Source organism: Paenibacillus sp. PCH8 (assembly GCF_002968835.1).
In the GTDB taxonomy this organism is placed as follows: Bacteria; Bacillota; Bacilli; order Paenibacillales; family Paenibacillaceae; genus Paenibacillus.
In genome coordinates this window covers 1332120-1348425 of sequence record NZ_PKQK01000001.1, presented here as the reverse complement: position 1 = coordinate 1348425, position 16306 = coordinate 1332120, and the positions used below count along the sequence as shown (strand labels likewise).

At 41.6% G+C, this 16306-nt stretch carries 9 protein-coding genes; 5 read left to right on the top strand and 4 right to left on the bottom strand.

The window, feature by feature from the left end:
* From C0Q44_RS06040 to C0Q44_RS06030, 3 genes are all read left to right on the top strand, one after another.
* Nucleotides 1-627 (top strand): hypothetical protein, encoded by a 627-nt coding sequence (locus tag C0Q44_RS06040; RefSeq protein ID WP_105406454.1) that lies wholly within the window; start codon nt 1-3, stop codon nt 625-627.
* Nucleotides 628-893: 266 nt separating this feature from the next.
* Complete coding sequence (locus C0Q44_RS06035; RefSeq protein WP_258166183.1) at nt 894-1832, top strand: YndJ family protein; 939 nt, start codon at nt 894-896, stop codon at nt 1830-1832.
* 91 nt (nt 1833-1923) lie between these two features.
* Nucleotides 1924-2376, top strand: coding sequence for a HEAT repeat domain-containing protein (locus tag C0Q44_RS06030; RefSeq protein WP_105406452.1), 453 nt, complete (start codon nt 1924-1926; stop codon nt 2374-2376).
* A 221-nt stretch (nt 2377-2597) separates the two neighbouring features.
* On the opposite strand, the gene C0Q44_RS06025 is transcribed toward C0Q44_RS06030, so the two are convergent.
* Together C0Q44_RS06025 and C0Q44_RS06020 are read right to left on the bottom strand one after the other, a co-directional pair.
* Nucleotides 2598-4088, bottom strand: coding sequence for an aldehyde dehydrogenase family protein (locus tag C0Q44_RS06025; protein ID WP_105406451.1), 1491 nt, complete (start codon nt 4086-4088; stop codon nt 2598-2600).
* A 45-nt stretch (nt 4089-4133) separates the two neighbouring features.
* Entirely contained in the window at nt 4134-5219 is a 1086-nt protein-coding gene (locus C0Q44_RS06020) for a 5-methyltetrahydropteroyltriglutamate--homocysteine S-methyltransferase (protein WP_105406450.1), read from the bottom strand.
* A 411-nt stretch (nt 5220-5630) separates the two neighbouring features.
* On the opposite strand from C0Q44_RS06020, the gene C0Q44_RS06015 reads away from it, so the two are divergent.
* On the top strand, nt 5631-6161 hold the full coding sequence (locus C0Q44_RS06015) for a PadR family transcriptional regulator (RefSeq protein ID WP_105406449.1): 531 nt from the start codon (nt 5631-5633) through the stop codon (nt 6159-6161).
* Between the two features lie 92 nt (nt 6162-6253).
* Nucleotides 6254-7075 (top strand): SDR family oxidoreductase, encoded by an 822-nt coding sequence (locus C0Q44_RS06010; RefSeq protein ID WP_105406448.1) that lies wholly within the window; start codon nt 6254-6256, stop codon nt 7073-7075.
* Nucleotides 7076-7186: 111 nt separating this feature from the next.
* Here the strand turns inward: C0Q44_RS06010 and C0Q44_RS06005 are convergent, their stop codons facing one another.
* Together C0Q44_RS06005 and C0Q44_RS06000 are read right to left on the bottom strand one after the other, a co-directional pair.
* Entirely contained in the window at nt 7187-11557 is a 4371-nt protein-coding gene (locus C0Q44_RS06005) for a fibronectin type III domain-containing protein (RefSeq protein ID WP_105406447.1), read from the bottom strand.
* 200 nt (nt 11558-11757) lie between these two features.
* The gene (locus C0Q44_RS06000; RefSeq protein ID WP_105406446.1) at nt 11758-16032 is read right to left on the bottom strand and encodes an AAA family ATPase; all 4275 of its coding nucleotides are present in this window, start codon (nt 16030-16032) and stop codon (nt 11758-11760) included.
* Between the last annotated feature and the right edge of the window lie 274 nt (nt 16033-16306).

Here is a 16306-nt window from a genome sequence, read left to right as displayed (position 1 = left end):
ATGAACAAACGACTTTTCCCAAAAACGATTCGAATTCTTATGGCTTGCTTGTTGATTCTCGCATTTGCTGTACCAGCAACGGCTTCTGCCGGCTATCTTGGAGATAAGCTCACGATCGGCCAAAGCATGGCGAAGGGTGACTATCTCACCTCCCAAGATGGCAGGTTCTCAGCCATTTGGCAGAATGACGGGAACTTCGTTATCTATCAGAATGGTTCTTCTCTTTGGAGTAGTGGGACAAGTAACAGTGGGGCTCTTTCGTTCAATTTTGAATCACAGTACGGGAAACCTGTCATCTATAAATACGGCATGAAATATCAAGATGTATACCAATATGCTAATCGTTTTGGATTCAACCCCGCAACAGGTAAATTCGAATTTTATACAGGTTGGGGATGGGATAAAGTTTTGATGATTGATACTTCTGTACAGGTAGCTGCTTGGTCTCCCAATACCACCTCATGGATTCCAGGTCATCACGGGAGCAGCTTACCGGCTAACACAACAGGTGATACACTGGTCATGCAAAGTGATGGCAATTTAGTTCTCTATAACACAACGCTGACCAATAACAATTATCCGAACAGCTGGATTCCTGTCTGGGCTTCCAATACAGGCGGGCGCTAAAAGGGAAAAGAACTGGAATGGAAAGAAATATAATGATGAAGAGCCGCATAATTTGCGGCTCTTTTTTTGTTCTCTGAGGAAGTTGATCGTTTAATAACGCCCGATGAGTTAAGCTTATTTTCATATATCTACAGATAAATGTGTTAATCTACTAAAAGGAGAATTGCCGTTCTACACTAAAGAAATGCTACATAAGTGAATACAGGCAGATCTTACGATAAACGTAGTTAGAAAGGAAACCCATGAATAGTTCCTTGAAGCAACTCATGAAATCATTATTAGTACCCGTGTTTCCCGGTGGAATCATAACCATTCTGATATTTTATCTGGATTACTTTCAATTCGAACTTGTTGAAAAATTTCTACTTTTTGCAGCTTTCGTCATTGTACCTCTTGTGATTTTACTTTTGAACCATGACGAAAAGAATAAACATCAACGAATGATTTATGCCGCTATCAGATGGCTTCAATTTCCCGCTGCGCTTCTGATCCTGGCCTCCGTAATGAGTAGTAAGATGTGGGGGTTAGAAAGCACGATAATACCAGGGATTCTGTCCCTTGGGTGGCTACTGTTCACACTGCTACTTGGCATCTATGGCATGACCACGATTATGATCTCTAAAGGAAAAGCAGCGGAAATAGCGATTGGCGCGGGGCTCGTTTATTTTTTTATCGGAGGCATTTGGTTTAGCTTATATCAATATCAATTGAACCTCTTCCAAGCTAATCCTGCAACGCACGCGTTAAGCTCGCTCCACTTTCATTTCTCATCTGCTATCGTTCCGATTTTTATTGGTGCACTGGGACGCATCATGACGAAGAAAAACTGGTATCCCTGGGTCGTTGCTATCGATATCATCGGACCCATTTTGATTGCGATTGGTATGATTTTCTCCAAGCCAATTGAATACATCGGTGTCACTTTGTTCGCCTGTAATATTGTGGTTTACACCGCTTATCTCCTTACTTACTTGAGAAAAAACGCTTTGGATATTAAGGCAAACATCTTTTTAGGCCTTTCTTGCCTAGCTTTCTACACGGTGGTTGTCATTTCCATCTTCTATCCGTTACTGAAAAATATGTACTCCTTAACCATACTCGATTTTATCCCCATTTACGGATCTCTGTATGCGTTTGGTTTTGTTTTATGTGGACTGATTGGTTGGGTGTATATGGTAGGCTTCATTAAGGAGTCGGCTTCATAGGAGTAGTTTATTCAGGTTCGTGCTATAATAGTGATCACATAAATAACATTCATCATTCTGCCGAGATGGCGATGATTAAGGAGATTGAATTTTGACGAACAACCATGATATTGGAGCAGTTAACGAACTACCGGAGAATTTTGAAGAGCTCAAACGAGCGGCTAATCGGACGTCAAGCTGGAGAGACAGACTGAATGCGGTGAACGAATTGGGGAACTGGAATACAGCCCCTACCATTAAGTTGCTGCAGCATGTTTTGAAAAATGATCAAGTGTTTCAAGTGCGCGAAGCCGCATATCTCAAGCTGAAACAGTTGGATGAAGATGTACAAATGCCTGCCAAAAACAAAGGTGAGCTGTTTAAAGGGACTAACAAAATTTTGCTGCGGATTAAAAAAAGCCTTCCTGAAGGTCACACATTTGAGGAATTTAAGGAAAAACTGCAAAAGACACGTCTGGATCTCTATGATACTTACGAGGGCGACAAAGATGCTGAATTCGACTCCTGGCTCCATGGAATTTGGGAGACACTAGGTAGAAGATAGCCGCCGTTCACCGTATAATAGCTGAATACAAAGCCACTCCAAAAAATGGAGTGGCTTCTTTATTTCTTCAGCGTCACCTCCATCAGATGTGGAGTTATTTTTTCTCTAAAAAAGCCACCACTGTCAAACTGATCTGACAAAAAAACGCCCTGTCTACTGATTCTTAAAAATCAGTAAACAAAGCGCAAAGTTAGAGCCTTTTTGAATAACCTCTATACCATTTATTCTGGTATATAAGGAAGATCCAGTGTCTTCGGAACGTTGATGACATGCTTTTCTGTATAAGTGCGGATACCTTCGGCGCCGTATTCACGGCCAATACCAGATTGCTTGAAGCCACCGAAAGGGAATCGAACATCCAGACCCTGCACAGCAGCTGTATTAATCATGGTCGTTCCAGCTTCGAGTTGACGTGCAACGGAGATGGCATCCTCTTCTTTCCCCCACACAGAACTCGTCAATCCATATATGCTTTCATTGTGTAGATGAATAACCTGCTCTTCATCGTCAAATGGCAGAATCGGAACCGTAGGGCCAAACTGTTCCTCCACTACAATCGGATCATGAACATCGCAACCTAAGACAAGCGTAGGTTGTAGGTAGTAACCTTGTTCAAACAGTTTCTGATCAAGAATTTGACCGAGAGGGATGACCTTAGCCCCACGCTTTTGCGCATCTTCCACCAAACCAAGCACATAATCCTTCTGCTTCAGGTTATTAACCGGGCCTACCGTCGTATTTGAATCAAAGGGATCACCAATTCGAATCCAGCGATTCGCTGCCTCGATATATTTCTCCACAAACTCATCATAAATAGAACGGTGTACATACACACGTTTGGCAATCATACAGATCTGTCCTGTTGTCAAGAAATTAGAAATGACAATCCGGCGCATTGCTCGCTCATCATGAACATCGAAGCTTTCCAAGAAGATCGCCGCATCATTACCACCAAGCTCAAGCGTCATATCCTTAATCGTTTCCGAAGCTGCTTTGATAATATGCTTAGCTGTTGCGGTTCCACCTGTAAAGGCGATCTTCGTAACAAGAGGATTACTAGTCAGTTCAACGCCTACATCCGCATCACCATGAACGACATTGATTACCCCAGCCGGGAACTCACTCGCAATAATCTCTGCCACCTTCGCTGCCGCCAGTGGCGCATATGGGCTTGGTTTAAGCACAATCGTGTTGCCCGCAAGTAGGACAGGAGCGATCTTGATCGTAGATAAAGCAATGGGATAGTTCCATGGACTAATCGCTGCTACCACACCAATGGGATCATAGGAAAGAATCGTTTTACCATTCTCATGCGTTTTGATCTCTTCCTGTAGAGCCGATTTAGCTTCATTACAAGCAAACTCCATCCACATTAACGAAACATAAATTTCACCGTGTGCATCATACAGAGGCTTGCCATGCTCTCTAGACAGCAAATGTACAATTTCACTCTCAGCTGCTCTAATCTTCTCGATCGCCTTGCGCATCATGGTAATGCGTTCATCAATGGAGGTCTGCTTCCAGGTTTTAAAAGCCACTGCCGCCGCTTCAATCGCTTCAACCGCTTGTTCTTTCGTAGTGACAGGGAAATAGCCTACGATCTCGGTTGGGTTTGTTGGATTTTCTTTTGCTAACTGCGAAAGGGATTTTACATTTTGACCATTAATGAACGCTTCAACTATAAAGGTCTCTTGGTCTGCTTGAATCGCCATTTTAAATCCCCTCCGTTATTTAAATTTATAATTATTTTATATTTATTAACTCCAAACTTCTTCTGCAATTTCCTTCACATAACGAAGTTTACGCCATTGTTGTTCTTCCGTTAGAATATTGCCTTCTTCTGTAGACGAAAAACCACATTGTGGGCTCAAACAAAGTTGCTCAAGTGGTACATAGGTTGCCGCCTCTGCAATCCGAGCTTTAATTTGTTCTTTATCCTCTAACTCGCCTGTTTTTGATGTGAGTAAACCAAGCACGATTTTCAAATCTTTTCGATTCACATATTGTAATGGCTCAAAACCACCTGAGCGCTCATCATCAAATTCCAAGAATAATCCATCTACGTTTAAGCCTCCAAAGATAACTTCAGAAGCGTACTCGTAACCACCCGTTGAGAAATAATTTGATTTATAGTTACCACGACAAATATGCATCGTCACAACTAAATCTTCCGGTTTATGAGTCAAGGATTCATTAATCATTCGCTGCATCGTTTTCAACTCTTCCGCCGGTTCCAGACCTTTAGCACGCAGCTTATCATGACCAGCTTCTGAGAATAGGTCTGCCCAAGCTGTATCATCTAATTGCAGGTATCGACATCCCGCATCATAGAAAGCTTGAATGGCTTTTTGATATGCCGCAATCGTATCCTGAAGGAATTGCTCTCGGTCCGTATAGATATTGGCGCCATTTTCCAAACGATATAGAAGCATGTTAGGGCTTGGAATGGTCTGTTTCGCCACTGTGTCACCTGCATGCTTTTTCAAAAACTCAAAGTCCTTAACAAAAGGATGATTCGAGAAATCAACTTTACCAACAACACGAATCCCGCCCTTGCGCGTTTGCATATTGTGGAATTTCGGTCCGTCTATTTGCTCATATAACTCAACACCATCCAAGCCGCCCAGAAAATCAAAATGCCACCAGCTTCTGCGGAATTCACCATCCGTAACTGCAGATACACCATTCTCCTTCTGCTTTTCAATAATTCGAATAATCTCTTTATCTTCCACAGCTCTTAATTCCTCATATGTGATGTTGCCTGATTTATATTGTTCACGTGCCTGACTTAAATCTGCAGGACGTAGAAAGCTGCCTACATGATCATTACGAAATGGTATCATAACTATTTCTCCTTCTAACTTTTTGGTTCACTGAGTATAGCATGATTGGAAAGACAGTATGTTATATGAAAAAAGCATGGCTAGTCATAGCTTTTAACAATAGCTAGAAGACTTTAATACGCAAAATCCATAACCTCCTATGGTAGTGGATTTTTAAGGTGGAGCGAGAAAGCATCATTTGGGCACATGTATGGTTATTGCGGATTTGATTATCGCGTATGCGATGTTCTTCATTGCCCCTTATAACACTCCAGCCAAATTAGTTGTTCAGGAGTATTTCATAACTTTTGATGAATGCCAAAAATAATAAGATTTATATGTCACCACATTATATATTGACTAAATATATATCGATTTGATATATTGTGTTTGTGATATACAAATTTACCCACAATACAAGGAGGTCAAATTTTGAACAGTCAAGATGTTATTTTAGGCATACTTATGAAAGAAGCGTTGACTGGATACCAAATAAAACAGTTGTTAGAAAATGTATTCTCTAATTTCTATAGTTCTAGTTATGGAACGATCTATCCCACACTTACCCGAATGGAAAAGGAGGGGTTGATCACTAAGGAAAATGTGCTGCAGGACGGTAAGCCTAACAAAAACCTTTTAAATATAACGCCTAAAGGCAGAGAGTGTTTTAACACCTATTTACTAGCACCGCTAGAAGGAGACAGCATCAGAAAATCTGATTTTATGATGAGGCTTTATTTTGGTGAATTCGTTGGATATGACAAGGTGATTGATTGGTTGAAGCAAGCCCAAGAGGTATCACAAAAAAAGTTAGATCAATTACTTGAGCAATATTCTCTCTATAAAGATGACATGCATCCAGCACAGATCATCTGCATCCAAATCGGGATAGAAGAATATAAGGCTAAACTTACAACCATTGCCGAGGGATTGGTAAACCTGGAGAAGTTAGTGCAAGAGTAGAGCTGAATATAGTGAATCCAAACGCTTACAAAGTAAGTTTGTACAAACATATTGAAGATGTAATGCTCATAGAACTTATAGGAGGAATGGTTATGAACACAATTTTTATCACGGGTGCTTCATCAGGGATTGGGAGAGCTACAGTAAAACATTTTGCGGAAAGAGGATGGAACGTAGTAGCCACGATGCGTTCACCTGAACAAGAAACTGAGTTTATTACACTAGATAATGTGTTGGTACTAAGGCTGGATGTTGAAAAAGAAGATACTATTCAATCTGCGTTAGCGGAAGCGATTAGACAGTTTGGTAGTATTGATGTTCTTCTCAATAATGCTGGATATGGAACAATGGGTCTAATAGAAGCCGCTACGGATGAGCAGATTAGAAGACAATTTGAAGTGAATGTTTTTGGTCTGATCCATATGACTAAAGCCATGCTGCCACATTTTAGATCTAATCAAAAAGGTCTGCTGATCAATATCTCTTCTATGGGTGGGAAAGTGACTTTTCCTACGATGTCTCTGTATCATTCATCCAAGTTTGCAGTGGAGGGTTTTTCTGAGTCAGTATCTTATGAATTAGCATCACAAAACATCAAAGTAAAGTTGATTGAACCAGGTGCTATTCAAACGGACTTTGGCGGAAGATCGATGGAATTCTACTTTAATGATGATGCATTAACGGACTATAAGGTATTTACTACGGCATTTCGGAGTAAATTGGGTGAGATGGAGAAACAATCGTCTTACGCCTCACCTCCAGAAATGGTTGCCGAAACCATATACCAAGCGGCCACAGACGGTACAAATCAATTCCGGTATGTAGTAGGTCCAGATGCCAAGATGCTCATTCATATGAAAGAAAATACGGATGAAGAAGAGTATTTAACTAATATAGCCCAACATTTCTCTTGAAAAAGGGAAAATGATGTAGTGGTGAAAAATACGAAAGGAGCATGCCTCGGCTGCTCCTTCGTGGCAAAAAGACAGCATCCACATGGGATACTGTCTTTTTGGTATGAAAATTTAGATTACGCTCTCCAGCAGCTCTTTCACTTCTGGCTGAAGATCTAATACATTAAGTAAGACCGTTAGAACCTCTGCACGAGTTGCTTTCCCGTGTGGATCAAAGTTCCCGTTATTCTTACCATTAATAATTCCAATCTGTGCTGCTTGCTGAATTGCGTTCATCGCATAAGGACTTGCACTGGATATATCCGAAAATTCACCTTTAGATACATCTTTGTTCAAGCTATCTAAGTTTACGATGCGTGAAAGAATGATAACGATCTCTTCACGACTAATGGTTTGTTCTGGCTTAAATTCACCGTTACCATACCCGCTAATAACGCCTACGCTTGCAAGAGCCTCGATCGCATCTTTTGCCCAGTGTTTACCGATGTCTTTTAATGAACTGGTTTGACCCATATTACTATTGTCGATTTCAAATAGACGTGCAGTAATGGATGCAAATTCCGCGCGAGTGATTTGGCCATTCGGATTGAATCTACCGTCGCTATAGCCCTGAATAACCCCAAGTTTTACAAATAGATCAATAGTCGATGCTGCCCAATGTCCATTGATATCTGTTAGCTCATTCTTCATCCCTGACTGATTAGCTTCTTCTATCTTAGATGCAATTTTGTTCACTAGATTAGTCGTATTTACAACACTATCACTGAAAACATTACCCTGAGCCTGAGGATTTTCAGGTTCTGGTGTTGGTGTTGGTGTTGGTGTTGGTGTTGGTGTTGGTGTTGGTGTTGGTGTTGGTGTTGGTGTTGGCACAGGGTTCGATCCTCCAGAGCCTCCGCCTGTTCCACCAGAACCTCCAGTTCCACCCCCACCTGAGCCAGGTCCTGGAGCCGATGTCGCTGCCGTTACCGTTATTGTTGCAATTGCTTTTTTGGTTGAGTCGAATTTCGACGTAGCTGTAATGATGTAATTTCCAATGGGTACATCTGTAGCTACTGTTACATATCCACTTGTACTCACACTCACTTTATTATTGCTGTCACTACTTGTCCATAATACCTCTTGTGACGCATTGTCTATCACAGTTACAACTGCTGTCAACTGCTTGCCTGTACCTTGCACCACACTTGCTGCTGAAGGATTAACGTTCACATTAGTCACCGATGGATGTTTAGATACTTCTTTCACGATGATTTCAGCTGATCCTGATATAGCAGGATTTACTGTTGAAGTTGCTGTAATTGTGTAGTCACCTGGCTGAGCATTTGGTGCAACAGTCACTAATCCAGTCTGATCTACTGATACATTAGAATTTTCATCACTCGTCCACTTTACTTCAATAGAAGCTTCACCCTGCACAGTCACAACTGCATTTAATTGCTGTGTTTGGCCTTGTTCCACATTCGAAGTAGCTGGATTAATGGTCACACTTAATACCTCAGGATCTACTACTTGATCTGTTACATTTATAATTGATGATCCAGATTTGCTAGAATCGAATGTTGATCTTGCGATAACGGTGTATTGTCCTAGCTCTGCATCAGAGGGTACGGATACTAAGCCCGTTTGATTTACTTCAATACCAATGCCATCATACTCATCAACTAACCACTCTACAGTCTCATCCGCTCCACCAACGGCATTAACAGTGGCAATCATTTGCTGTGTTTGTCCTAGTTTCACTTGTATATCTCCTGGTTGGACGGTAACACCTTTAACCTCTGGACCCACTAATGTTACAGACCCTGAATTTAATGATGGCACAGATTCTCCCTCAAGATTCTTCGCTGTCACTGTAAAAATATAGATCCCATTCGCTAGGCCTGTTACAGTAATTGGACTTGATGTTCCTGTTTGAGTGACAGGCGGTTTACCTATTGCACTTGCCGTTACTATATATTCAGTAATCGCAAGTCCTCCAGTATTAACTGGTGCTGTAAACGTAACCGTTACTTCTCCATTAACTGCTGTTGCAGATACACTCGTTGGTGCATCAGGAACAGAAACTGGCGTTACACTTGGAGAAGCCGCAGATGCCACTGATTCAGCTACACTATTCTTTGCCGTCACCGTAAAGGTATACGCTCTTCCATTCGTTAAGTCTGTTACCTTGATTGGGCTTGATAATCCTGTTTGAGTAACAGGAGGATTACCTGCTGAATTAGCTGTCACTGTATATTCAGTAATATCAGCTCCGCCATTATTAACTGGTGCTGTGAAGCTAACACTTGCTTCTTTATTACCTGCTGTTGCGGTTACGCCTGTCGGTGCATCCGGTGCAGCTGCTGGAGTCACGCTTGAAGATGGCGCTGATACCTCGGATGTTCCTTGGCTGTTTGTTGCCACCACCTTAAACGTATACGCTGTTCCGTTTTTTAAGTCGGTAACAGTAATTGGGCTTGATAATCCGGGTTTAGTGACCATTAAACTGTTGTCTACTGAGGTTGCAATCACTGTATATTGAGTGATCTCAGCTCCGCCATTATTAACTGGTGCTGTAAAACTAACAATTGCTTCTTTATTACCTGCTGTTGCGGTTACGTCTGTTGGCGCATCCGGTACAGTTGCTGCCGTCCCTAGAGTCACGCTCGCAGATGGCGCTGATGCTACGGATGTACCTACGTCGTTTGTTGCCTTCACCGTAAACGTATACGCTCTTCCGTTTGTTAAGCCGGTAACGGTAATTGGGCTTGATAATCCTGTTTTAGTGACAGGAGGATTGTCTACTGAGGTTGCAATTACTGTATATGCAGTAACCGCAAATCCTCCATTATCAACTGGTGCTGTAAACGTAACCGTTGCTTCTCCATTACCTGCTGTTGCCGATACACTCGTAGGTGCATCAGGAATGGAAAATACCTCTACACCTGGAGAAGCCGCAGATGGGGCTGATGAGCCTGCACTATTCTTTGCCGTCACCGTAAAGGTGTAGGTTCTTCCGGTCGTTAAGCCTGTTACCACGATTGGACTTGCCGTTCCTGTTTGAGTGATGGAAGGGTTTCCTGTTGAATTTGCCGTCACTGTATATTCGGTGATCGGACTTCCACCTGTATTGCTCGGTTCTGTAAATTGAACGATTATTCCCTTAATATCTTCTGCTGGTCCTACCGCTAGGATTGTCGGCGCATCCGGTGCAGTTGCTGCAGTTGCTGGAGTAACGCTTGAAGATGGCGCTGATGCTACGGATGGACCTTGGCTATTCTTTGCCGTCACCGTAAACGTATACGCTGTTCCGTTCGTTAAGCCTGTTACCACGATTGGGCTTGACGTACCTGTTTTCGTTATGGAAGGATTTCCAGTCGAGCTTGCCGTCACCATATATTCAGTAATATTAGCTCCGCCATTATTAACTGGGGCTGTAAAGCTTATCGTAGCTTCTCCATTGCCTGCTGTTGCAGATACACTCGTAGGTGCGTCAGGCACAGTTAATTTTACAGGCCATTCACTCCAAGTTCCTGTACTAACAGTAAGCTTTTGTATACGATTATTGCCTTCATCCGTAATATAGAGGTTGCCTGCTGTATCTGTAGCTAAACCACTTATTGATTTGTACTGTCCTAATTCAGTTCCGATACTGCCTATTTGCGTCCATAGTTGCGTATAAACTGAGTACTTTTCAAGAGTTGACGCACCTGCACCATTGCTAATACTAATATAAATATTATTCTCACTATCAATCTCAATTGCAGTAGCTCGAACATCTGTCCTAAAAACACTCCACTTATTGGTGACTGCATTTGGATCATACTTTTGAATTCGTGTGTTTCCATAATCAGCTACATATAAATTTCCACTTGAATCTGTTGCCATTCCAGTCGGACTGGAAAGTTGTCCAACTGCAGTGCCAGACAATCCGGTATTACCGTTATTACCTATTATGGTCCAAGTAGGTCCATCTTCGGCTATGTGTTGTATACGGTTGTTGCTATAATCTGTAACATACACCATTCCTGTGTTACTTACAGTAACGTCATTTGGTCCTCTGAATTTCCCAGCAGCGCTACTATTGTGTGCCTCAGAAGAGCTATTGAAAGCCGTCCAAGTTCCATTCTGTAACTTCTGTATATAGTTATTACTGGAATCGGCTAAATATAGTGCCCCACTAGGACCAATAGCCATACCTTTAGGAGACCAAAAACGACCAGGACCAGCACCTGGTTCATTTTGACCCGGCAAAAATGACCAAGGTGTCCAAACACCTGTACTTACTGTTAGTTTTTGAACACGATTATTCAATCTTTCCGATACATAGATATTACCATCTGCATCAACAGCAATCCCATGCGGAGTTACAAAACTCCCTACAGGCCCAGCTGGCGCTGCCTCGATTTTAGGTATAGGTAGATAGGATATTACAAGAAGCAAAGCCATCCCAACTGCAGCGAATTTCTTAAAAACACTAGCTCTGAATTTAAAAGCCATTCATACATCTCCTTCAGTTTCTAATTTCAAAATGCGACTAGATATGACTCATGTCACACTGAATCATAGTAAAAGTGAACAAAAAATGTATCAACCGAAAGTTGTAGACCATAGAAAAATGTCGAAAACCAAAAAAACTGATGCTATTTAGCATCAGTTTTCTACCTTTTATTCACTTGTTAGATTGCTATTACTTATGTTCACACGATGTGCAGCTCTTTCGCTCGAATAACAGCCTGTGCGCGTCGTTTGACGCCGAGCTTACCATATATATTAACAATATGTGTTTTTACCGTTGCTTCGGTTATACCTAAGCGCACTGCAATTTCCTTATTCGACAAACCTTCATTTAAAGTGACCATCACTTCAACTTCACGATTCGTAAATGGCTCAACAAGTAACTGTGAATCGTTAGATTTCACAACGGATGGATTAACACCTCTTGCTTCTGGAGAAGAATCCTCCTGTAAATATAAATATATTAATCGAGTAATCATAAGCTCTAGCACTCTTAAACTTCTTTCTACAAAAACATCTGTCACTTGTGTATTTTCCAAGTATAGTAGCAAGGATGCTTTGCTTCTTGGAAAACGTATAGGAACACAGAGAATAGAGCAAGGTGCTGCATTTGCAACATAAGGGTCTTTCACATAATAACTCCGGGTAGCATCACCTAGTATTACACTTTCACCCGTCATAGCAACATGACGAAGAATATACTCTGGATACAAGCTAGAGATCTCAGTTCGATTACTTCTCGCAGTCTCAGCTTCAATCCGGAAGTTTCCCCTTTTATATTCGAAGACATATCCCCGGTCTGCACCCAATTGGCGAATTGTGGCTACGAGAAACTGTTCCAACAAATTAGTGTCCTGCTCACTTGGCCATTTTACGATTTGTTCTAATAGTTTTTCCTCAGAATCATACGACAAGCCCTTTGCAACAGCCAACTCCTTGAATGGAGATTGTTCCTGTGGCGCAATCTTCGTATGATATGGCGATTCTTCCTGCTCCTTAGATGCAAACCACCATAAATCAGGATACTTATGCTTAATTTGATTTACTTTAGCGGTTACCCCCCAGACCGAATAGGCCATACAAGCATCCATGAGCATTATAGCTGCTCCATTCGTGCTGCCAATCTCCATATAATAATCCGCAAGCCGCTCGCAAGATATGGCTTCCATTAAGCCATGTTGCTCTTCTTTGGCCTGCTTAATTGCAGCCTCGTAATCTTGGCGCAAATCAGTCTTATCTCTGATTAGCCGCTTCCATTCAGCTTGGATCAGCAGATGTGCTGAGGAATTTCGGCCTAAATAACCAATCCATGTATTCATTTTGCGAGATAACTTTTTTAAGTGTTGTTTTGTATGACGCTGTTCTTCCAAGCTCGCGCTGCGATAGATGGCAACATGACATAAAGCCCTATACACTCGCAATTTTCGATTTTGGATCCAGTCTAAATCTAATTCTTGTTTCATTCCCCGCTCAGCCCAGCCTAATGCATCCGTATACCTACCTGCAAGGTAGGCCACTTCAAGCTTGTTAATACAGCTATAATTATCATATTGCTCCCAATTCTCTTCTCTACCTACAGAAACAAATCGTTCTTGCTGCATCTCATCTTGTAGAGCTTCACAATACTCCTTGGCATTCCGGTAGAGACTAAGCGTTCTATCATCCAGGATATCTCTTACCTTATTATCAATGAAAGCGAGTCGTTTAGATAAAGTAATTACACTGTCGTTATGCGTAACTAAAATTGTAATAATAGCCAAATTCGTAACCGATGTATCTCCAGACTCTAGTGCTCTTCGCATCGTCTTCTCTAAATAACCTGCCGCTTCCAGAGGATGCTCCAATTGCTTGAATAGTCCGATTACATACGAAATGCGATAATTGTTATCTGTATTGACAAAAGTAGTCGTTTTCAGATAATCAAGTGTTTGGCTCGGAAAAGCTTGGTATAAACCCGGTGCTCCGCGTTGTAGAAATATTTCATAACCACCCACAATGACCATTAAGGACTCATTGGTGCCCCGTTTTAATCCATAGCGAATAAATCTGGCACATAAGACAATGTACAATTGAGGATTATAGATGAGTAGAGCTACAGAAAGACCCATAATGAGCCTTGACATAGCCATATAATCTTCATCTTCATTCATCGGCAAGAGATGCAGCTTATTACGCATTCTATTTAAGGTAATTTGTGTAAGCAGAGCCTCTTTAAGTACAGTCCCTTTGGAAACCTTATTCGGTACGATCAAATCTAACTCCAAGAGTGCTTCTCTCCCCATTTGAATGGCTAACTCACTATCATCAAAGGTACGCATCTCTATTTGATACAAATAAAGCATTGCACGATCAATCTTATTTAGCTTATGTTTTTGATTCATTAATTGATCAAAAAGCGCCTTTGCTCGCTCTGTATTCCCGCCTATATGCTCACATACAGCTAGTCTGAAAATAATCTCGCAAGCAATTAAATCGGGCTCACTACCTTTTTCTACAACAAGATCCAAACCGATTTCAAAATATTTCTTGGCTTCTTCCAACTTCTTGTCATAATAAGCATTGGTTCCAGCATCAAAGTTAAAATGGCCAAGTTCCAACTTCTCTTCCTCATTCATTTCGCTCATACCTAAATTTAATTGATCTACTGCATTGAACATGACGTCATTGGGCCAATCCGGGCTATATCGCTGCAGAACACGCCCAATTTTCAAATGCCATTCACTTTGCTTGCCATCAGCAGTTTGATATACCATTTGCTGAACCTGAACATGTAAAAACATATAGTTTCTCTCATCCGTGTTCTCTGTGGATTCTTCATCTTCATAACAAATGATTCCCTCTATCTCTGCAGGTTGGAGTAGACGAAGGGTATCTGTCAGGGCATTCCCTGAAACTTGGGCAAGTATGACCGGCGAAAAGCTTGAACCTATTGCTGCTGCGATCCGCAGCAGATGCTTGGTATCATCAGACAGTCTACCCACGCCTGTCCTATACAGCTCAAAGCTCTCTGATGATTCATCCATTTGACCCTTAATCTCTTCACTCCACATCCATCGATGCTGCTTCTCATCGTAATACAGCTTATTGTCTGCATACCAACGATCTAGGAGCATCCTCATAACACAGGGGTTACCTTCCGATTGATCATATATCGTTCTCGCCAGCAACCGGGTACGGGTTGTATCCTCATGAACAATATGAGACAACCATTGCCTCACATCTTCGTAATATAACGCACTTAACGCTATAGATTCCACTCGATTATTCATAACCGGCGTATGCTGAGCACCAACGAACATCAAGCCTGTGAACGATTCGTTATGTATTAACTGTTCCAAAATTGCTAATGTTCCATCATCCGCCCACTGCAGATCATCCAGAAATATCACTAACGGTTGCAACGTCTCTACAAAACACCTCAACAATAAAGAAAGAACTTTACTGATCACAACTTCCGCATCTGAAAAACGTTCAGCAAAGCTGTTCCTATTATTTTTCAACAATACACTAACTTCCGGAAGAATCTCCACAAGCAATTGGACTTCTTGTTCCAATAGTTGTAATTGATTAAGCCGTTTCTTTACAGCATTAATTTTCGAGGCTGGCTCACTCCAGAGCTGCTCTATCCATTGACGAAGTACTTGCAAGATAGGATCAAATGGCCTATGATCCTCACTGATCGGATCACATTTCCCCTCGATGAATTGACCACCCTGCCTTATAACACTTTGTTTAAAATGCCCAATAAGCGCAGTCTTGCCTACTCCCTCACTGCCTGTAACATACATCTTAACAAAGCTTCCTGAGAACGCCTTCTCTAGCCCCGCCTGAAGCTGTTCTAATTCAGTACTTCTTCCAAAGAGTGCGTGCCCCGTTGTAAATATGCTAGCCTTGTCAAACTTGCCTACCTCAAATGGATGAATCGCACCACTTTTTTCAAGCATTTTTTTACAATGTTGCAAATCCTGAAGTAAACCATATGCGCTCTGATAACGATCTTCAGGCGACTTTGCCAGTAACTTCAGAATTATCGTTTCAAGCGGTCCTTCTAGCTCAGATCGAATTTCAACCAAGGGATGAGGAGACTCTGAAATATGTACAGAGCCCCAATCATTCCCGTCTTGTATTTGAAAAGGGAGCTGACCCGTGAGCATTTCATAGAAAATAACGCCTAGTACATAGAGATCACTGCGTTGATCTGGTGTGCGATTCATTCTCCCTGTTTGTTCAGGAGATTTATAAACAAAAGTTGACTCGACAATCTCTGTTATTTTAGCTGCGGATGCATCGATTTGAACTCTAATATTTGATGGATTCAATAATCCGATAATCTCATTGTTCTTATGCATCTTATACACCATATCCGTTAATGCAACGAACAAATGTACTACGAATTTCAAATCATGTAAAGGACTCGTCATCCATTCCTCTAAACTTTTCTCATCAGTTTGACTCATGTCGTCAGCCCTCGTTATATATCACATTTTAGGAAGTTATGTAGAGCAACCATCTGTCTATCTATCTTATCACATTTCATCTCCCCAAGGAGATATTCCTCCAGTCTGGCTCTGATGTTGCAAAAAGAGAGCAGGGAATCCCCTCTGAAGCTCGATCAGAATTTATGGTGAAATTTATCTAAAAAACAGCATGTCAACCTTTCGGTTGATACGCTATTATTCAGCTTCTTATATACTCAATGAAGTTTGTAGACCATGGATTGAATACGGGAGG